Here is a 19701-nt window from a genome sequence, read left to right on the forward strand (position 1 = left end):
TGAGTGTTGCGGCAGGCCTCAAGCAAGGCCCACGCCCAGGTAGCGGTCTTTCACTTCGTGGTCGGCCATGAAGGCGGCATTGCCGGCCTCGTGCACGATCACGCCCTGCTCCACGATGTAGTGGCGGTCGGCCAGCTGCACGCAGACTTCGAGGTTCTGCTCGACCAGCAGGATGGCCACGCCGGCCGCCTTGATGGTCCTCAGCTGCGCGACGATTTCCTCGACGATCACCGGCGCGAGTCCTTCGACCGGCTCGTCGAGGATCAGCAGGCGCGGGTGGTTCATGAGCGCGCGGCCGATGGCCAGCATCTGCTGCTCGCCGCCCGACAGCTGTCCGCCGCCGTTGCGCCGCCGCTCCTTGAGGCGCGGGAAGATGCGGTAGATGTCGGCCAGCTGCCAGGGCGACTCGCGCCGCAGGCCGAGCAGCAGGTTTTCTTCCACCGTCAGCAGCTTGAAGACGCCGCGGTGCTCGGGCACCAGGCACACGCCGCGCGTGGCGATGCGGTGCGGCGGCATGCCCGCGATGTCCGCTCCCTGGAAGCGCACGCTCCCGCTCGTGGGCGTGACCGCGCCGGCAATGCTCTTGAGCGTGGTCGACTTGCCCGCGCCGTTGCGCCCCAGCAGCGTGACGAGTTCGGCCTCGCCCACGCGCATCGAGATGCCCTGCAGCACGTGGCTCTTGCCGTAGTGCGCGTGCAGCGCCTCGACTTCGAGGATGTTCTTCCCGCCGCTCATGCCTTGCCTCCGGTGATCATGTTGCCAAGGTAGGCCGTGCGCACGCGCGCATCGGCGCGGATGTCGCCCGGCAGCCCTTCGGCGAGCACGCGGCCCAGCTGCATCACGGTCACGGTGTCGGAGATGTCCATCACGATGTTCATGTTGTGCTCGATCAGCACCACGGTGTGCCGGTCGCGCAGGCTGCGGATGAGCTGCTTCATGTCGTCGAGGTCGTCGATGCCCATGCCCGAGGTCGGCTCGTCGAGGAAGATGGCCTTCGGCCTGGCGGCCAGCGCCATGCCCACCTCGAGGCGGCGCTGCTGCCCGTGCGAAAGCTCGCTGGCCGGCGTGTTCGCAAACCGCTCGAGGCCGACGCGCTGCAGCACTTCGTCCACCGTCTGCTTGCAGGCCAGTTCACCGACCGGCGCGCGCCAGCAGTTCATGGCCTGGCGCGGCGAGACGCCCTGTGCCGCCACGCGCAGGTTCTCGCGCACCGACAGGCTCAGGAACAGCGCCGTGACCTGGAACGAACGCGCCATGCCGCGCTGCACGCGCCGGTGGTCGGGCTCGCGCGTCACGTCGTGGCCGTCGAACAGGATGCGCCCGCCCGTGGTGGTGCCGGTACCCGTGAGCATGTGGAAAAGCGTGGTCTTGCCCGCGCCGTTGGGGCCGATCACCGAGTGCACGGTGTTGCGCCTGATCTTCAGGTCGACCCCGCCGAGCGCGGCAAACTTGCCGTAGTGCTTGGTAACGCCGATGGCTTCGATGAGAACGTCGCTCATGCCTTTTCTCCTTGCGCGGCGGCAGCGTCCGGCGCCGCCGGTGGCGAGCGCCGGAAGACGCGCTTCCAGACGCCCTCGCCCAGCCCCCAGAGCCCGCGCTGCATGCCGATGCTCACGCCGATCAGCAGCAGGCCCAGCAGCAGCAGCCAGCGCGGCCACAGCGTGGAGAGCCAGTCGGCCAGCAGCACATAGAAGGCCGAGCCCAGCACCGACGCGAACAGGTTGCCGGTGCCGCCGATCACGGTGATGACCAGGATCATCTCGCTCGTGTGGTATTCGGCGTTCGACAGCGGCGCGATGCCGGTCATCATGGCGTGCAGCCCGCCCGCCAGGCCGGTGACGGCGCCGGAGATCATGAAGGCCAGCAGCTTGAAGCGCTTGAGGTCGTAGCCCACGGCGGCGGCCCGGTCCTCGTTGTCGCGGATGGCGAGCAGCGTGCGCCCGAAGATCGAATCGGTCACGCGCAGCAGCAGGCCGAAGGCGATGAGGAAAATCACCGCCACGAAAGCGTAGTACTTCCACGGCGTGTCCATGAAGCCGGGGCGCGGCACGTCGAGCAGGCCGTTGTCGCCGCCCGTGAGATCGGTCGCGGTGTAGGCGATGAAATAGAACATCTGCGCAAAGGCCAGCGTGAGCATCACGAAGTAGGTGCCGCGCTGGCGGATGGCGACCCAGCCGACCACCGCCGCGCCGATCGCGCCCATGGCCATGGCCGCGAGCAATGCAAGCGGCATGGGCAGGTGCAGGCGCGTGAGCAGGATCGCGATGGTGTAGCTGCCCAGTCCGAAGAAGATGCCTTGCCCGAAGGACAGCAGCCCCGTGTAGCCCAGCAGCAGGTTGCAGCCCAGTGCCGCCAGCGCGTAGATGAGCACTTCGCTCGCCAGCGAGCCCGAACTCAGCACCAGCGGCAGGCCCAGCGCGGCGACGAGCGCCAGGAGGAATGTGATTTTTCTCGGCATGGCGTGTCCGTTCATGCTTTCCGGCCGAGCAGGCCATGCGGGCGCAGCAGCAGCACGGCCGCCATCGCGATGTAGATCATCAGGCTGGCTCCCGGCGGCCAGATGGTGCTCATGAGGCTTTGCACGATGCCGATGACCAGCCCGCCCACGAGCGCGCCGCCGAAGCTGCCGAGCCCGCCGATCACCACCACCACGAAGGCCACGCTCAGCGCCTCGACGCCCATGAAGGGCTCGGCCCCGCGAATGGGCGCAGCCAGCACGCCGGCCAGCGCCGCCGTGGCCGCACCCAGCGCGAACACCAGGCTGAACACGCGGAACACGTTGATGCCGAGCAGCGACACCATCTCGGTCGATTCGCTGCCCGCGCGCACCGCGCTGCCCAGGCGCGTGCCTTCGAGCACCCACCACAGCAACACCGCGAGCACGGCGGTGAAGCCGATCACGAACAGCCGGTACTTCGGATAGACGAAGCTGCCCCACATCACCACGCCCTGGAGCAGGTCGGGCGTGGGCACGCTGTTGCCCAGCGGGCCCCAGAACACGATGACGATCTCCTGCACCGCGAGCGCGAGCCCCACCGTCACGAGGATGTGGAACTCGTGCGCCTTGGCATACACACGGCGCAGCAGCAGCTTCTCGGCCAGCCAGCCGAGCGCGCCGACGAACAGCGGCACCAGCACCAGCGCGGCCCAGAAGTTCAGGCCCCACTGCATGGCCTGGTAGCACAGGTAGGCGCCCAGCAGATAGAAAGCGCCGTGCGCGAAGTTCACGAAACGCAGCAGGCCGAACACGATGGACAAGCCAACGGCCAGCAGAAAATACAGCATGCCGATGCCGATTCCGTTGATGGTCTGGAGCAGGTAGACGGACATATGTGTGAGTGATGACGGGCTCGGATGCGGCACCCCGACCTTTCGGGAACACCGCGGAACCGGCTTTGCCGGGCCGCAGGTGTTGCCCCCTGCAAGGGGGTTGGAGGCCACACGCAGTGGGCAAGCCTGGGGGTTAGCCCAATCTGCAGCCGGTCTTGTCGGCTGGCAGGAAGGACTTGCCGGAACTCACCACGTCGACATAGTCGGCCGCGTTCTTCATCTTCGACTTGGCCTTGCCCTTGAGCAGGTAGTAGTCCTTGATGACCTGGTGGTCGGCCTTGCGGATTTCCTCGGTGCCGGTGAGGCCGTCGAACTTCATGCCCTCGAGCGCGGCGATCACCGCCTTCTGGTCGACCGTGCCCGCCTTGACGATGCCTTCGATCAGGATCTTGGTGCAGACGTACGAGCCCGCGAGGCTGTAGTTGGGCACGATCTTGAGCTTGTCGGCGGTGCGCTTCACCAGGTCCTTGTTGAGCGTGGTGTCGGCCGTGTGCCAGTACTGCGCGCCGAAGTACACGTCTTCGCAAAGGTCCGCACCCAGTTCGTCGAACTGCTCCAGGCCCGAAGCCCAGGCCATGAGGATCGTCATGTTCTTGTGCATGCCGAAGCTCACGGCCTGGCGCAGCGCCGCGGAAGACTGCGCGCCGAAGTTCAGCAGCAGCAGCACGTCGGGCTTGGCCGCCATCGCGTTGGTGAGGTAGCCGCTGAACTCCTTCTCGTTGAGCGAGTGGTAGCTGTTGCCCACGTGCTCGATGCCCTTCTCCTGGAAGATGTTCTTGGCCGCGCTCAGCAGGCCGTCGCCGAACACGTACTGCGGCGTGATGGTGTACCAGCGCTTGGCCTTCGGCATGGTGGCGATCAGCGGGCGCACCGTCTGCTCGATGGCACCGAAGGTGGGCACCGACCAGCGGAAGGTGGCGGTATTGCAGTCCTTGCCGGTGATCTCGTCCGCGCCCGCGGTGGTGATGAACAGGCCGCCGGCCTTCTCCGCCTCCTTGCCCATGGCCAGCGCTTCCGACGACAGGATGCCGCCCGCGAAGAACTTCGCGCCCTGCTGCTGCGAGGCTTCCTGCACCTTGCGCACGGCGGTGGCCGGCTTGCCTTCGGTGTCGAGCACGGTGTAGGCCAGCGGGCGCTTGAGCACGCTGCCGTATTGCTCGATGGCCAGCTTCATGCCCAGGTCGGCGTACTTGCCGTTGGCCGCGAAGGCGCCCGACATCGGGACCGGGCAGCCGAAGCGGATCGCCTCGGCCGACTGGGCAAAGGCGGCGCGGCCGGCCAGCAGGGAAGCGGGGGCGGCCGACAGGGCGGCAAGCTGAAGGAGGTGTCTGCGATGCATGGGGATCTCCGGTCGTGGTGGGTGAAACAAGGAAAAGGTGGGGCCTGCGATTGCCGGCGAATTTAAGCGGATAAATAGGATTAATATGCTGGTAAAAACCCGCTAGCAATCCTTGTGCCCAACACCGACCGGAGCTCGCCGATGACGCCGTTTAAGATCGCGCGCTGTTGCGCATCCCGCGCATCTCCCGATGGGCATGGAGCGTTTCAATGAGAGTGGGGCAGAACCGTCCTAAGCGGCAAAAGCTCTCGGACGTCATCGTCGAAGACGTCAAGCGCTGGATCGTGGCGGAGCGCAAGCAGCCCGGCGACCGGCTACCGAACGAGAAAGAACTGATCGAGCTTTTCGGGTACTCGAAGAGCACGGTGCGCGAGGCGCTGAAGGCGCTGGAGGTGCGCGGGCTCGTCTCCATCCGCACTGGGCCCGGCGGCGGGGCCTACCTGCAGCAGGTGTCGGTCGACCATGCGTCGGAGCCGCTGCGCAACTTCCTGCATTTCCATCACCTGGACGGGCACCATATCTATCAGTTGCGCAAGGCACTGGAGCCTGAACTGGCCGTGAGCGTGGTCGGCAGGCTGACGCCGGAGCAGTTCGACAAGCTCGAGGAAAACATCCGCCTGTGCACCATCGAGCCGACCAACGAGGACGAACTGCGCACCCAGCGCGAGGCGGAACTCGCCTTCCACACCATGCTGGCGGAGAGCTGCCCCAATCCGGTGCTTTCGTTCATGTGCCGCTTTCTCAACGACCTGCTGCGCGACCTGGTGGTCTACAAGAAGGCGCTGGACCACCACCACTTCGGCGAGACGAATGTCGACTACCACACGCAGCTGCTCGCGGCCTACCGCAAGGAAGACGCTGAGGAAGTGCGCCGGCTGATGGCCGAGCACATGGTGGATGCAGAAGCGCACATGCACGAGATGGAGGCGCACATCGGGGCCAAGCATCTGTTGCTGCCCAGCGGGCAGCGATAGGCCGGTCCGTTCAGGGGGCGTGCCCCGGAGAAACGGCGAAGGTCAGGCGTGCGCCCGCTCCAGGCAATCCTGAAACGCCAGCACGGCCCGCGACGGCTTCGGCGAACGCCGCAGCAGGCTCACGAATTTGCATGCGTAGTTGAACCGCGCCGGCAGCACCGCCTTCATCAGCCCGCGCTCCTCGAACACCTGCGCATAGTGGTCGGGCAGAAAGCCCAGGAAGCGGCCCGACAGGATCAGCGTGGCAATCGCCTCCTGGTCGAAGCCAGTCGCCTTGCGCGACAACCGCGCCCTGTGGCTCAGCTCCATGTTGGGCGAGTGATAGCCCAGCCCCGCGAAATGGTGTTCGCCCAGCTTCCCCCAGGTGAGCCTGGCATGGGGGCTGTCGAACAACGGATGGCCCTTGCCGCAGTACAGCAGCATCGTCTCGTCGAACAGGTCCGCGTACACCAGGCTCTGCGAAGCGCGGTGCGCCGGGATGATGCCGATCTGGAAGTTGCCTTCCAGCACCCCCTGCTCTATGGCGTTGATGGAGCCCACGTGCACCGCCAGGCTCACCTCCGGCGCCATCTCGGTGAAACGCGCAATGGCCTCGCCGATGCGCGCCTTCGGGTTGGTCGCGGTCTTGTCGAACAGCGCCACCTCCAGCTGCCCGCCCATGCGGTTGTGGATGTCGTCGATGCTGCCGCGAAAGGCGTCGACCGAAGCCAGCAGGCGCAGGGTCTCGTCGTACACGCGCTGGCCCTCGGCGGTGAGTGCGAAACCCGCCCTGCCCCGGCGGCACAGCACCAGGCCCAGCCGCGTTTCCAGGTCTTTCACATGCCGGCTCACGGTGGAGGTGCCGATGTTCAGCTCCAGCTCGGCGGCCGCCATGCCGCCGCAGTCGACCACGCTCTTGAAAACCTTGAGCAGCCGCAGGTCCATGTCGCTGAGCTGCCCCAGGACGGCGCGGTTACGAGCACTGTTCTGGGCACCGTTTTGGGCTTTGGCCTTTACTTGCATGAAGTGTCAAGTGAACATTGATATTGCGCCATTCTCCACACTGAAGGGTCTGCCAACAATCGGCGCATTCACAACCCCCTCCGGAGCCCGCCCGCGCGGAACGCCATGACCCTTGCAGCCCCCGCCCTCGAACCCACGCCCGCCATGCGGACCGACGCCGCCTGGCTCGACGCGCACTGGATGCCCTACACCGGTAACCGCAACTTCAAGGCCGATCCGCGGATCATCGTGGAAGCCAAGGGCGCCTACTTCACCGACATCGACGGCCGCAAGATCTTCGACGGCCTCTCGGGCCTGTGGTGTTCGGGCCTGGGCCACGGCCGCCCCGAGATCACCGAGGCAGTGAGCCGCCAGATCGCCAAGCTCGACTACTCGCCCGCGTTCCAGTTCGGCCACCCGCTGTCGTTCGAGCTGGCCAACAGGATCAAGGAACTGACGCCCGCCGGGCTGGACTACGTGTTCTTCACGGGCTCGGGCTCCGAAGCCGCCGACACCTCGCTGAAGATGGCGCGCGCCTACTGGCGCACCAAGGGACAGGCCAGCAAGACTCGCCTGATCGGCCGCGAGAAGGGCTACCACGGCGTCAACTACGGCGGCATCTCGGTGGGCGGCATCGCGGCCAACCGCAAGCTGTTCGGCCAGGGCGTCGAGGCCGACCACCTGCCGCACACGCAACTCGCTTCCAACGCCTTCACGCGCGGCATGGCCGAGAACGGCGCCGAACTGGCCGACCGCCTGCTCGACCTGATCGCGCTGCACGACGCATCGAACATCGCGGCCGTCATCGTGGAGCCTTTCGCGGGTTCGGCCGGCGTGGTGATTCCGCCCAAGGGCTACCTGAAGCGCCTGCGCGACATCTGCACCGCCAACAACATCCTGCTGATCTTCGACGAAGTGATCACCGGTTTCGGCCGCTGCGGCGCGCTCACGGGCTCGGAAGCCTTCGGCGTCACGCCCGACATCATGAACATCGCCAAGCAGGTGACCAACGGCGCGCAGCCGCTGGGCGCCGTGGTCGCCAGCAAGGAAATCTACGACACCTTCATGGCGGCAGGCGGCCCCGACTACATGCTCGAGTTCCCGCACGGCTACACCTACGGCGCGCACCCGGTGGCCTGCGCCGCCGGCATCGCCGCGCTCGACGTACTGCAGAAGGAAGACATGATCGGCCGCGTGCAGGCGCTGGCGCCGCACTTCGAGAACGCGGTGCACAGCCTGAAGGGCAGCAAGCACGTCAACGACATCCGCAACTTCGGCCTGGCCGCCGGCCTGACCATCGCCGCGGTGCCGGGCGAGCCCGCGCGCCGTCCGTACGAGATCGCCATGAACTGCTGGAAGAAGGGCTTCTACGTGCGCTACGGCGGCGACACCATCCAGTTGGCACCGCCCTTCGTCGCCGAGAAGGCCGAGATCGACCGCATGGTCAACGCGCTGGCCGACGCTTTGGCGGAGACGGCCTGAGTCCGTCGCGGCCTCCGGCCTGATCGGAGGCCAGGTCCTACAGGCGGCGCGCCGGCCGCCTTTCAATAATCGGCGGCATGACGGCTCTGCGCAGCGACATCCCCGCCCGCCTGGACCGCCTGCCGTGGTCGCGCTGGCATTGGCGCGTGGTGATCGCGCTGGGCGTGGCCTGGGTGCTCGACGGCCTGGAGGTCACGCTGGTGGGCTCCATCGGGGCGGTGCTGGAGCGGCCCGACACGCTGGGCCTCACCGCCGGCGAGATCGGCCTGTCGGGCTCGGTGTACGTGGCGGGCGCGGTGCTGGGCGCCCTGCTCTTCGGGCGGCTCACCGACCGGCTCGGGCGCAAGAAGCTCTTTCTCGTCACGCTGGTGGTCTACACGGTGGGCACGCTGGCCACGGCTTTTTCTCCGGATTTCGCTTTCTTCGCGCTCTGCCGCTTCGTTACCGGACTGGGCATCGGCGGCGAGTACGCGGCCATCAACTCGGCCATCGACGAGTTGATTCCGGCGCGCGTGCGCGGGCGCGTCAACCTCGCGATCAACGGCAGCTTCTGGATTGGCGCGGCGCTCGGCGCGGGGCTGAGCCTGGTGCTGCTGGACCCTCATGTGATCGGCCCGGTATGGGGCTGGCGCGCGGGCTTCGCGCTGGGCGCGGTGCTGGCGGTGGCCATCCTGCTGGTGCGGCGCGACGTGCCGGAGAGCCCGCGCTGGCTCATTGCGCACGGGCGCGCGGACGAAGCCCGGCGCATCGTCGAGCAGATCGAAGCGGAGGTCTCGGCGCAGCACGGCCCGCTTCCCGCGCCGCAGGGCCATGTGGACTACACCGACGCTCGCCAGACCAGCCCCTCGATGCGCGAGGTGGCGCGCGTGCTGTTCAAGCACTATCGCCAGCGCAGCGTGGTCGCGCTTGCGCTGATGGTGTCGCAGGCTTTCTTCTACAACGCGATCTTCTTCACCTACGCGCTGGTCCTCACGCGCTTCTACGGCGTGCCTGAAGCCAGCGTGGCGCTGTACATCTTTCCGTTCGCGCTCGGCAACGTGCTCGGCCCGCTGCTGCTGGGCCCGCTGTTCGACAGCCTGGGCCGGCGCAAGATGATCGCGCTGACCTATGTGCTCGCGGGCGTGGGCCTGGCGCTCACCGGCTGGGCGTTCATGATGGGCTGGCTCGACGCGCGCAGCCAGGCGCTGTGCTGGTCGGCCGTGTTCTTCCTGGCCTCGGCGGCCGCCAGCTCGGCCTACCTCACCGTGAGCGAGGTGTTCCCGCTGGAAATGCGCGCGATGGCCATCGCCATCTTCTATGCCGTCGGCATGGGCGCGGGCGGCTTCGTGGCGCCGGTGCTGTTCGGCCTGCTGATAGAGACAGGCAGCCGTGGCGCGGTGATGGTGGGCTACGGCATCGGCGCGGCGCTGGTCATCGTGGCCGGGCTGCTGGCCCTGCGCTATGCGGCCGACGCGGAGCGCAAGCCGCTGGAAGAAGTGGCGCCGCCGCTGGCGGCCGACCCGGGCGTGGTTACTCGAAACGATTGAGACCACACCGCCGCGTCCCGCCGTGAGCGCCCCGGAAGGGGGTTGGCGAAGCGACACGAAGTGCGCGCAGCCTGGGGGCGAATCAAAGACTGCAGGTGCGGAAGCCGAAGAACCCGTCGTCGCGCTCCGGCAAGGCGAAGCCGCGGCGCTTGGGTGAACGAAGACGCGCGCGTGTCGCGAACGAGGCGCCGCGCAGCACGCGTGCACGCCCGAATGCAGCAGCGGGATCGAACTCCCCGCCCGCGCTCCACGGGTCGGCACGGTAGCCGGGCCAGGGGCTCAGCGTGCCGGCGGTCCACTCGTGCACGTCGGCCCAGCGGAAGCCGCGCCGCGCGGCGGTGTGCGCGGCGATCTCCCATTCGACCTCGGTCGCCACGCGGCGTCCCGCCCAGCGCGCCCAGGCATCGGCCTCCCACCAGCTCAGGTGCACCGCGCTGTGGTGGCCGGCGGCGCGCACCGTCGCGCCAAAGCGGTGCTGCAGCACCGAGCCCCCGGAGCCGTGCCGCGCGGCGCCGATCTGCTCCACATGGCGCGGCCCGCGCCGCCCTTCGATCTGGGCCGAGAGCCAGCGCCAGCCTTCGCCGCGCCACAGTTCCTCGCGGTCGTAGCCGCCGTCGTCGACGAACTCGACGTACTGGTTCCAGGTGACGGGCTGGGCGTCGATCTCGAACTCCGGCACGTCGACGCGATGCGTGGCACGTTCCTGCGCAAAGGCGAAGCCGCTCTCGGGCATGCCCAGTTCCCAGCGGGTGGCCGGCAGCAGCAGCGGCTCGCGCGTGACGGCGATGGGCGCCTGCTCGACGCCCAGAGGCAGCCCCAGCGTCTGCGCCATCACGACGAACTGTTCGCCGCGCAGGTCTTCATGCGCCAGCGCCAGCCTGTAGAAGTAGAGGCCGGCGTCGGTCTCGGCCGCATGCTCCAGCAGTTCGAGCGTGCTCTCCAGCGTCTCGAGCAGGTAGGCCTTGGTCTGGGCGAGGTCGGGCAGTACGGGCGACCAGCGCTGGTCGGGCGTGGCCTGCGCCGGGTTCCACCAACTGTCGGCGCCGGGCTCGATGGCCGCCAGCCGCGTGGGCCGCACCGGGCAATCGGCACCGAAGGCGCGCTGGGTGTTGCGGCCGATCCACCATTCGGCGAACCAGCCGATGTGGCCGGCCAGCCAGACCGGCGGCACGACATCGGGCCCGCGCGGCGTCGGCATGCCTTCGCCCAGCGCCTGCTCGAAGAGCGACAGCAGGTGCAGCGTGTGGTTGCGCGCGTCGATCAGCGCCAGGGAAAGCAGATCTCGGCCGGCCCGGCTCATGTCGGGGGAGTCGATCGATTGGGACGTCGCCACGGACGGGGCCGGAGGGGGGCGCGGTGTCTGGGCCATGAAACATTATGGCCAAGCCACGCCTCCGGGTAGCCCCCAGAAGACACTTTCGATTACATCGATAGAATCCGCACCGCCTCACGCACCCGACCCGCTGGCACACAAGGCCAGTGCGTCGGGTGCGGTCGTATGTGGGGCATCCAATACAAAAATGGAGATGAAATGCAAGGCTTGCTCAAGCTTTCCCGGGCCATCGACTGGCTCAACGCCCAGGTGGGCAAATACGCGATCTGGCTGATCCTGGCCGCCACGGTGATCAGCGCCCTCAACGCGGTGGTGCGCAAGATATTCAACACCAGCTCCAACGCGTTTCTCGAAGTGCAGTGGTATCTGTTCGCCTGGTCGTTCCTGATCGCCGCCGGCTTCACGCTGCTGCACCGCGAGCATGTGCGCATCGACGTGATCAACAGCCGCCTGTCCAAGCGCAAGCAGGTGTGGATCGACATCATCGGCTTCGCATTCTTCCTGACGCCGCTGTGCCTGACGGTGCTCTACCTGTCGATGCCCGTGGTGATCCAGATGTACAAGTCGGGCGAGATGTCCGGCAACTCGGGCGGGCTGATCCGCTGGCCCGTGTGGGCGGCGCTGCCGGCCGGCTTCGTGCTGCTGATGCTGCAGGGCTGGTCCGAGCTGATCAAGCGCATCGCGTTCCTGCGCGGCCAAGGCCCCGACCCCATGGGCCGGCTGACCGACAAGACGGCCGAGGCCGAGCTGATCGAAGCCCTGCGCCTGCAGGCCGAGAAAGACGCAGCCAAGGCCGGCACGGCCGCTCCCGGCACGCAACACTGAACGGCCGAGCACAGACACCATGGAATTCATTGTTGCCAACTTCGCCCCGATCATGTTCGCGGGGCTGATCTGCTTCCTGCTGCTGGGCTATCCCGTCGCATTCAGCCTCGGGGCCTGCGGCCTGTTCTTCGGTCTCGTCGGCATCGAGCTCGGCGTGTTCCAGTCGTCGGTGATGGCCTGGCTGCCCCAGCGGCTGATCGGCATCATGGCCAACGACACACTGCTGGCGGTGCCCTTCTTCACGCTCATGGGGCTCATATTGGAGCGCAGCGGCATGGCCGAGGACCTGCTCGACACGGTCGGCCAGGTCTTCGGGCCGATGCGCGGCGGCCTGGCGCTGGCGGTGATCTTCGTCGGCGCGCTGCTGGCGGCCACCACGGGCGTGGTGGCGGCATCGGTCATCTCGATGGGCCTGATCTCGCTGCCGATCATGCTGCGCTACGGCTACGACCGGCGGCTGTCCAGCGGCGTGATTGCCGCATCGGGCACGCTGGCGCAGATCATCCCGCCCTCGCTGGTGCTGATCATCATGGCCGACCAGCTCGGCAAGAGCGTCGGCGACATGTACAAGGGCGCCTTCCTGCCCGGCTTCATGCTGATGGGCCTGTACGTGGTCTATGTCGTGTTCCTCGCGATCTTCCGGCCCGCGCAGGTGCCGGCGCTGCCGCCCGAGGCCCGCACCTTCCGCGAACCCAACGGCAGCGGCGGCTACACGTCGCTGGTGGCGCTCGCCGCGCTGTCGGCCGTGGTGGCGGTCTGGCTGGCGCGCAACATGGCGGCCGTGCACACCTGGTTCCAGGGCCAGGAAGTGACCTCGGTGGCCACCGACGAGAAGGTCGTGGTCGCCATGTGCGGCGGCGTGTTCGTGGCCCTGGTGATCGCGCTGATCAACAAGGGCCTGAAGCTCAACCTGCTGTCGCGGCTGGCCGAGCGCGTGACCTTCGTGCTCATTCCGCCGCTGCTGCTGATCTTCCTGGTGCTGGGCACCATCTTCCTGGGCGTGGCCACGCCCACCGAAGGCGGCGCAATGGGCGCCCTGGGCGCGCTGATCATGGCCTGGGTGCGCCGGCGCATGAGCCTCACGCTGCTGAAGCAGGCGCTGGCCTCGACCACCAAGCTGTCGAGCTTCGTGATGTTCATCCTGATCGGCGCCACGGTGTTCAGCCTGGTGTTCCAGGCCGCCGACGGCCCGATCTGGGTCGAGCACCTGCTGTCGTCCCTGCCCGGCGGCCCGGTGGGCTTCCTGATCGCGGTGAACGTGCTGGTGTTCTTCCTGGCGTTCTTCCTGGACTACTTCGAGCTGTCGTTCATCGTAGTGCCGCTGCTGGCGCCCGTGGCCCACAAGCTGGGCATCGACCTGATCTGGTTCGGCGTGCTGCTGGCGGTGAACATGCAGACCTCGTTCATGCACCCGCCCTTCGGCTTCGCGCTGTTCTTCCTGCGCTCCGTCGCACCCGACAAGCAATACGTGGACCGCGTGACCCAGAAGGTCATGGAGCCGGTGACGACGATGCAGATCTACAAGGGTGCGATCCCGTTCGTGCTGATCCAGCTCACCATGGTGGGCGTGCTGATCGCGTTCCCGCAGATCGTGACGGGCGCGCTCGACAAGGAGGTGAAGGTCAACCTCGACGACATCGGGGCGCAGATGCGCGACAGCCTGAAGCCCGAGGACGGCGGACCGGCCGCCGACCCCTACGGCGGCCCCGAGGAAGCCGCGCCGGGCGCCGAACCGCAGCCGGGCGCGGAAGGCGCCGCACCGGCACCGGCCCCCGGGGCCGCGCCGGCCGACAGCGGCGAGACCGATCCCATGAAGGCCATGCAGGACGCGCTCAAGCAGCAGCAGAAGCCCTGAACGGCCCCGCAAGCCAAAAGGCCGCCCCGTTTGCACGGGGCGGCCTTTTTCATGCGGGTCGCGTCGGTATCAGATCTTGACCGAGTTCATGTACTGGTTGAACGGGTACTCCGAGAAGCGGTTCCACAGGATCTGGTCGCGCTGGAAGGCGCGCATGTCCTGGTGGATCTTCTTGAACTCGGGCGACTTGGCTTCGTGCTCGGCGAAGACTTCCATCGAGGCCTTGAAGCCCGCGTCCATCACGGCCTTGGGGAACGGCTTGAGTTCGGTCTTGGCGGCAACCAGGCGCTTGAGCGCCACCGGGTTGTAGGCGTCGTACTTGGCGATCATGTCGCGCGCGGCGACCTTGGTGGCCGCGTCGAGGATGGCCTTGTTCTCGTCCGACAGCTTGGCGAAGGCCTTGTTGTTGATGAAGAACTCGAGGTCGGCGCCGCCTTCCCACCAGCCGGGGTAGTAGTAGTACGGGGCCACCTTGTTGAAGCCCAGCTTCTCGTCGTCGTAGGGACCGACGAACTCGGCGGCGTCCAGCGTGCCCTTTTCGAGCGCCTGGTACACGTCGCCGGCGGGCATGTTCTGCGACACCACGCCCAGCTTGGCCATGGCCTCGCCGAACACGCCGCCGCCCATGCGCATCTTCAGGCCCTTGAGGTCGGCGACCGTCTTGATCTCCTTGCGGTACCAGCCGCCCATCTGCGTGCCGGTGTTGCCGGCGCTGGCGGTGCGGAAGTTGTATTGCGCGAAGAAGGCGTCGAGCAGCTTGCGGCCGTTGCCGTACTCTTTCCACGAGTCGGTCTGGCGTGCGGTCAGGCCGAAGGGCACTGCGCAGCTGAACGCGAAGATCGGATCCTTGCCGGTGAAGTAGTACGCGGCGGTCTGCGCCATTTCGAGCGTGTCGCCCTGCAGTGCGTCGACCACGCCGAATGCGGGCATCAGCTCGCCGGCGGGGTGGACCGAGATTTCGAACTTGCCGCCGGACAGTGCCTTGACGGTCTTCGACAGCATTTCGGCGCTGCCGAAAATCGTGTCGAGCGAGCGCGGGAAGCTCGAGGCCAGGCGCCAGCGGACTGCGGTCTGCGCATGAACGGCAGGCGCAATGCCGGCAGCCAAAACGCCGGCGATGCCGGCGTTTTTGATTAGGGAACGACGATCCATTGATAGCTCTCCGAGTTCTTTGAAAAAACAAAACGCGGCTTGTGACCGCGTTGGGGACTTTTGTATAAGCCCGGGCGATTGTAAAAACGCGCTTACAGCCTCCGGCGGGGGTTTACCCTGCGCCCGGCGCCTCCCCCTGTCGCGCGCGAACTCGGTCTCGTGTAGACGAGGCATAAAATGTTATATCGCCTTACATACACCGCTGGAAACGGCATCAAGACATGAGACTCCCTAACTCCTTCAAGCCCGCACTGCTCGCGTTCGCCGCGGCCACCGCTTTCGGCGCGCAAGCCGCCGACATCAAGATCGGCGTCGCAGCCGCCCTGTCCGGCGGTGCCGCGCAGTACGGCGCCGCCATCCGCAACGGCTTCCAGCTGGCCGCGGACGAAATCAACGCCGCCGGCGGCATCAATGGCGACAAGATCGTGCTGGCCGTCGAAGACGAGCAAGGCAAGAAGGAAGACGCGATCAACGTCTTCAAGAAGCTGATCTTCCAGGACAAGGTCCTGATGACCTTCGGCCCCACGCTGTCGAACTCGGCCCAGGCGGCCGACCCGATCGCCCAGGCCGCCAAGACCGTGGCCTTCGGCACGTCGAACACGGCCGACGGCATCACCTCGATCGGCGACTACGTGTTCCGCAACTCCGTGACCGAAGCCGACGTGCTGCCCGAGACTCTGCGCGTGGCCATCAAGCACGGCAACGTGAAGAAGGTCGCCGTGCTGTACGGCAACGACGACGTGTTCACCAAGAGCGGCTACGACAACTTCAAGAAGGCCCTGGAAGACCTGAAGCTGCCCGTGACCACGACCGAGACCTTCGCCAAGGGCGACGTCGACTTCAAGGCCCAGCTCACCAAGATCAAGGCCACCAACCCCGACGCCATCGTGCTGTCGGCACTGCTGGCCGAAGGCGCGCCGATCATGGTGCAGGCCCGCCAGCTCGGCCTGAACGTGCCGGTCATCGGCGGCAACGGCATGAACTCGACCAAGATCTTCGACCTGGCCAAGGGCAGCTCGGACAACCTGTACGTCGGCAGCCCCTGGTCGGCCAGCAACGCCACGCCCGAGAACACCAAGTTCCAGAAGGCCTACAACGACAAGTTCAAGATGGCGCCCGACCAGTTCGCCGCGCAGGCCTACGACGGCCTGTACGTGGTGGCCCAGGCGCTCAAGGGCGTGAAGCTGTCGGGCAACCTGGCGGCCGACCGCACCGCCCTGCGCGACGCGCTGCCCAACGTGAAGTGGACCGGCGCCACCGGCGCCTTCGCCTTCACACGCGCCAAGGACAAGGCCGGCAAGCCCGCCGGCTACGACGCGCAGCAGACGGCCATCGTGAGTGTCACGAAGGGCACCGCGTTCGTGATCGAGAAGTAAGCAAGCAGTCCCGGTGGCGGGCCGCGCGGCCCGTCATGCCCCCGCATATGGCGCAGGACAGTCACTGCGCCGTTTTCTTTTTTGATTTGCCGCAACACGCCTCGTGCCGCGGCCTGACGAAAGCCCATCGTGCTCGATCAGCAGCTTGTCAATGCCTTGTCGCTGGGGTGCGTCTACGCACTCTTCGCGCTCGGCTTCACACTCATCTTCGGCGTGCTCGGCGTCATCAACCTCTCGCACGGCGCGGTGTTCATGGTCGGCGCGTATGCCGCGGCCGAATTCATGCGCGTGTCGGGCATGCCGCTGTGGGTCGGCCTGCCATTCGCCTTCGCCTTCTGCGGCGTGCTGGGGTTCCTGGTCGACGTGCTGGTGCTCAAACCGCTGCGCAAGCGCAACGCACCCCACCTGATCCCGATGATCGCCACCATCGGCGTGGCCATCATCCTGAACAACGGCATCCAGGGCATCTTCGGCGCGGAGAACCTGCGCTTCCCGCCCGGTACCATTCCCGACGACGCGCTGGTGTTCGCCGGCATCCACGTCACCGTGCTCGAGCTGGGCATCGTGCTCGCATCGTTCGTGCTGATGGGCGTGCTGATGCTGTCGCTGCAGCGCACCCAACTGGGCCGCGCGCTGCGCGCCATTGCCGAGTCGCCCAAGGCGGCGTACCTGGTGGGCGTGAACGTCGAGGGCCTGTTCTTCCTGACCTCGTTCGTGGCCGCCGGCCTGGGCGGCGTGGCGGGGGTGCTGATCGGGCTGTACTCGAACGCGCTCTTCCCGCTGATGGGCCAGCCGATGCTCGAGAAGGGCATCGCGGTGATCATCCTGGGCGGCATGGGCGACATCCGCGGCGCGCTGCTCGGCGGCCTGTTCCTCGGTTTCGCCGAGGTGCTGTCGGTGGCCTACGTGGGCTCCAACATGCGCGACGCGGTGGCCTTCGGCCTGCTGTTCCTCGTGCTGCTGGTGCGCCCGAAGGGCCTTTTCGGTTCGCTGAAGGAGCGCAAGGTCTGATGGAAGCCTTCGACAACTTCTGGTCGGTCTACAGCAACCTGGTGCTCTCGCTGGGCATCAACGGGCTGCTGGCGCTCTCGATCTGGCTCACCCTCGCCTGCGGCATGCTGGCGCTGGCCAACGCCGCATTCATGGGCATCGGCGCGTACACCGCGTCGATCCTCACGCTGAACTACGGCGCGCCGTTCCCGGTGGCCATTGCCGCGGGCATGGCCGCGCCGGCGCTGGTCGCCTTCATCATCGGCAAGCCGACGCTGCGGCTGTCGGGCGTGTACCTGGCCATGGCCACGCTGGCCTTCGGCGAGGTGGTGCGCATCGCCATCCTGAACGCCGAGTCGCTCACGGGCGGCGCGCTGGGCCTGAACGGCATTCCGCAATCCACCGAGTGGTGGCACGTGGCGCTGGCGCTGGTGCTCGTGCTGCTGGTGCTGTGGCGCATCCGCCGCTCCAAGGTCGGCCGCGCCTTCGAGGCCATCAAGGAAGACGAGACCGCCGCCGGCCTGATGGGCATCGACGTGGCGGGCCACAAGATGCTGGCCTTCGTGCTGGGCGGCGCCATTGCCGGCCTGGCGGGCACGCTGAACGCGCACCTGACCTTCTTCATCGGCCCGGGCGAATACGGCTTCAACCGCGCGGTCGACATCCTGACGATGGCCATCCTCGGCGGAATCGGCAGCCTCACCGGCCCGGTGCTGGGCGGCACCATCCTCACGCTGCTGCCGGAAACGCTGCGCGGCCTTGGCGCCTTCCGCCTGGTGGTCAACGGCTTCATCCTGGTGCTGATCGTGCTGTTCCTGCCCAAGGGCATCTGGGACCCGGCGCGCATCCGCCAGTGGTTCGGACGCAAGGGGAGCGCAGCATGAGCGACAACACCCTTCTCACGTTGAAGAACGTGTCGCGCTACTTCGGCGGGCTCAAGGTCCTGCAGGACGTGAACCTGGACATTCCGAAGGGCGGGATCTTCGGGCTGATCGGCCCGAACGGCGCCGGCAAGACGACGGTGTTCAACCTGATCACCGGCCTGCTGCCCACCACCAGCGGCACCATCCACTTCCAGGGCCAGGACCTGGCGGGCCGCAAGCCCTTCCAGATCACCCGTGGCGGCATCGCGCGCACCTTCCAGAACATCCGCATCTTCAAGGAGATGTCGCTGCTGGAAAACGTGACCGTGGGCATGGACGCCAAGCTGCGCTACGGCCCGCTGGGCCTGCTCGCAAGCACGGGCCTGTTCCGCAGCGAGGAAAAGCGCGCCCGCGACCGCGCGCGCGAACTGCTGAGCTGGGTCAAGCTGGACCACAAGGCCAACGACGTGGCCGACAACCTCTCGTACGGCGACCAGCGCAAGCTGGAGCTGGCGCGCGCGCTGGCCACCGAGCCCACGCTGCTGCTGCTCGACGAGCCGGTGGCCGGCATGAACAGCACCGAGAAGAGCGAGCTGATGGTCGAGATCGAGAACATCGCGGCGCGCGGCTTCACGGTCTTCATGATCGAGCACGACATGCGCTTCGTGATGGGGCTGTGCCAGCAGATCGCGGTGCTGAACTTCGGCCGCATCATCGCGCGCGGCGGCCCCGAGCAGATCCGCAACGACCCGCAGGTGATCGAGGCCTACCTCGGCCGCGAAGACGACGAAGCCACGAACGACCAGGAGACCGCGGCATGAGCGCCGGCACCACGACCCCATTGCTGCAGGTGCAGGACCTGAAGGTGAACTTCGGCCATGTGCAGGCGGTGAAGGGCATCGATTTCGAATTGCACGAAGGGCAGATCACCACGCTGGTCGGCGCCAACGGCGCGGGCAAGTCGACCACGCTGCTGGCGCTGTCGGGCCTCGTCAAGAAGACGAGCGGGCGCGTGCTGTTCGCGGGGCAGGACATCACCGCGCTGTCGCCCCACAAGATCGTGGCCGGCGGCGTGGTGCAGGTGGCCGAGGGCCGCGCCACGCTGACCACGCTCACGGTGCGGGACAACCTGGAGCTGGGCGGCTACACGCGCCGCGATGGCGCCGCGGCCCGCGCGGCCGACCTGGAACGCATCTACGCCCTGTTCCCGGTGCTGAAGGACCGGGCCGACGGCCTGGCCGGCAACCTCTCGGGCGGCGAGCAGCAGATGCTGGCCATCGGCCGCGCCCTGATGGCCAAGCCGCGCGTGCTGCTGCTGGACGAGCCCTCGATGGGCCTGGCGCCGATCATCGTGCAGGACATCTTCCGCACGCTGCGCGAGATCAACAAGCAGGGGCTGACGATCTTCCTGGTGGAGCAGAACGTGCGCCAGGCACTGAAGATCGCGGACCGCGCCTATGTGATCGAGACGGGCAGCATCGTGCTGTCGGGCACCGGGCGGGAACTGCTGGGCAACCCGAAGGTGCAGGACGCGTACCTGGGAAGCTGACGGGTCTTTGGTATTCCTCCCTCCCCCGCTGGGGTAGGGTCGGGGTGGGGGCTCGGCGGCCTATCGGTCACCAGCGGCTTGTCGAACGCTGCTTGCCCCCATCCCGGCCTTCCCCCAGAGGGGGAA

18 protein-coding genes are annotated in these 19701 nt (G+C 67.2%); 10 read left to right on the forward strand and 8 right to left on the reverse strand.

Going from position 1 to position 19701, the window contains the following annotated elements; all coding sequences use genetic code 11:
* Positions 1 to 18 precede the first annotated feature (18 nt).
* The 5 genes from AC1RVW_RS24765 to AC1RVW_RS24785 all read right to left on the reverse strand — a co-directional run bounded on the left by AC1RVW_RS24765 (position 19) and on the right by AC1RVW_RS24785 (position 4669).
* The gene (locus AC1RVW_RS24765; RefSeq protein ID WP_285411987.1) at positions 19 to 735 is read right to left on the reverse strand and encodes an ABC transporter ATP-binding protein; all 717 of its coding nucleotides are present in this window, start codon (positions 733 to 735) and stop codon (positions 19 to 21) included.
* The gene (locus AC1RVW_RS24770) at positions 732 to 1499 is read right to left on the reverse strand and encodes an ABC transporter ATP-binding protein (protein ID WP_285411988.1); all 768 of its coding nucleotides are present in this window, start codon (positions 1497 to 1499) and stop codon (positions 732 to 734) included. The genes AC1RVW_RS24765 and AC1RVW_RS24770 overlap by 4 nt, the downstream gene beginning before the upstream one ends.
* Complete coding sequence (locus tag AC1RVW_RS24775) at positions 1496 to 2458, reverse strand: branched-chain amino acid ABC transporter permease (RefSeq protein WP_409195085.1); 963 nt, start codon at positions 2456 to 2458, stop codon at positions 1496 to 1498. Before AC1RVW_RS24775 ends, AC1RVW_RS24770 begins: the two co-directional genes overlap by 4 nt.
* 11 nt (positions 2459 to 2469) lie before the next feature.
* Positions 2470 to 3330, reverse strand: coding sequence for a branched-chain amino acid ABC transporter permease (locus AC1RVW_RS24780; protein ID WP_493203183.1), 861 nt, complete (start codon positions 3328 to 3330; stop codon positions 2470 to 2472).
* 133 nt (positions 3331 to 3463) lie between these two features.
* A complete protein-coding gene (locus AC1RVW_RS24785) occupies positions 3464 to 4669 on the reverse strand; it encodes an ABC transporter substrate-binding protein (RefSeq protein WP_493203185.1) in 1206 nt (401 codons plus the stop codon).
* Positions 4670 to 4878: 209 nt separating this feature from the next.
* On the opposite strand from AC1RVW_RS24785, the gene AC1RVW_RS24790 reads away from it, so the two are divergent.
* Positions 4879 to 5643, forward strand: coding sequence for a FadR/GntR family transcriptional regulator (locus AC1RVW_RS24790; RefSeq protein WP_081266837.1), 765 nt, complete (start codon positions 4879 to 4881; stop codon positions 5641 to 5643).
* Positions 5644 to 5685: 42 nt separating this feature from the next.
* On the opposite strand, the gene AC1RVW_RS24795 is transcribed toward AC1RVW_RS24790, so the two are convergent.
* On the reverse strand, positions 5686 to 6645 hold the full coding sequence (locus tag AC1RVW_RS24795; RefSeq protein WP_493203188.1) for a LysR family transcriptional regulator: 960 nt from the start codon (positions 6643 to 6645) through the stop codon (positions 5686 to 5688).
* Between the two features lie 105 nt (positions 6646 to 6750).
* Here AC1RVW_RS24795 and aptA point away from each other — a divergent pair, with 105 nt between their 5' ends.
* Positions 6751 to 8106 (forward strand): omega-aminotransferase AptA, encoded by a 1356-nt coding sequence (aptA, locus tag AC1RVW_RS24800; protein WP_285411992.1) that lies wholly within the window; start codon positions 6751 to 6753, stop codon positions 8104 to 8106.
* Positions 8107 to 8183: 77 nt separating this feature from the next.
* On the forward strand, positions 8184 to 9632 hold the full coding sequence (locus AC1RVW_RS24805) for an MFS transporter (protein WP_285411993.1): 1449 nt from the start codon (positions 8184 to 8186) through the stop codon (positions 9630 to 9632).
* Between the two features lie 82 nt (positions 9633 to 9714).
* On the opposite strand, the gene AC1RVW_RS24810 is transcribed toward AC1RVW_RS24805, so the two are convergent.
* Complete coding sequence (locus tag AC1RVW_RS24810; protein WP_493203191.1) at positions 9715 to 11001, reverse strand: SUMF1/EgtB/PvdO family nonheme iron enzyme; 1287 nt, start codon at positions 10999 to 11001, stop codon at positions 9715 to 9717.
* A gap of 162 nt (positions 11002 to 11163) precedes the next feature.
* Between AC1RVW_RS24810 and AC1RVW_RS24815 the strand changes: the two genes are divergently transcribed.
* Positions 11164 to 11790 carry a TRAP transporter small permease subunit gene (locus AC1RVW_RS24815; RefSeq protein WP_081266842.1) on the forward strand — a complete coding sequence of 209 codons (627 nt, stop codon included), beginning with the start codon at positions 11164 to 11166 and terminating at the stop codon, positions 11788 to 11790.
* 19 nt (positions 11791 to 11809) lie between these two features.
* Positions 11810 to 13645 carry a TRAP transporter large permease gene (locus tag AC1RVW_RS24820; protein ID WP_493203193.1) on the forward strand — a complete coding sequence of 612 codons (1836 nt, stop codon included), beginning with the start codon at positions 11810 to 11812 and terminating at the stop codon, positions 13643 to 13645.
* A gap of 69 nt (positions 13646 to 13714) precedes the next feature.
* On the opposite strand, the gene AC1RVW_RS24825 is transcribed toward AC1RVW_RS24820, so the two are convergent.
* Positions 13715 to 14797 (reverse strand): TRAP transporter substrate-binding protein, encoded by a 1083-nt coding sequence (locus AC1RVW_RS24825; protein ID WP_081266844.1) that lies wholly within the window; start codon positions 14795 to 14797, stop codon positions 13715 to 13717.
* A 221-nt stretch (positions 14798 to 15018) separates the two neighbouring features.
* Between AC1RVW_RS24825 and AC1RVW_RS24830 the strand changes: the two genes are divergently transcribed.
* The 5 genes from AC1RVW_RS24830 (at position 15019) to AC1RVW_RS24850 (ending at position 19575) form a co-directional block, all read left to right on the forward strand.
* Positions 15019 to 16173 (forward strand): ABC transporter substrate-binding protein, encoded by a 1155-nt coding sequence (locus AC1RVW_RS24830; RefSeq protein WP_106935196.1) that lies wholly within the window; start codon positions 15019 to 15021, stop codon positions 16171 to 16173.
* Positions 16174 to 16302: 129 nt separating this feature from the next.
* Positions 16303 to 17184 carry a branched-chain amino acid ABC transporter permease gene (locus tag AC1RVW_RS24835; RefSeq protein ID WP_081266845.1) on the forward strand — a complete coding sequence of 294 codons (882 nt, stop codon included), beginning with the start codon at positions 16303 to 16305 and terminating at the stop codon, positions 17182 to 17184.
* Positions 17184 to 18047, forward strand: a complete 864-nt coding sequence (locus AC1RVW_RS24840) for a branched-chain amino acid ABC transporter permease (RefSeq protein WP_493203197.1) — start codon at positions 17184 to 17186, stop codon at positions 18045 to 18047. Before AC1RVW_RS24835 ends, AC1RVW_RS24840 begins: the two co-directional genes overlap by 1 nt.
* Positions 18044 to 18847: an ABC transporter ATP-binding protein gene (locus AC1RVW_RS24845; RefSeq protein ID WP_493203199.1), complete on the forward strand. Its 804-nt coding sequence runs from the start codon at positions 18044 to 18046 to the stop codon at positions 18845 to 18847. The genes AC1RVW_RS24840 and AC1RVW_RS24845 overlap by 4 nt, the downstream gene beginning before the upstream one ends.
* Entirely contained in the window at positions 18844 to 19575 is a 732-nt protein-coding gene (locus AC1RVW_RS24850) for an ABC transporter ATP-binding protein (RefSeq protein WP_409195080.1), read from the forward strand. Before AC1RVW_RS24845 ends, AC1RVW_RS24850 begins: the two co-directional genes overlap by 4 nt.
* Positions 19576 to 19701: the final 126 nt, after the last annotated feature.

This window comes from Variovorax sp. MPBD4-3 (genome assembly GCF_058809745.1).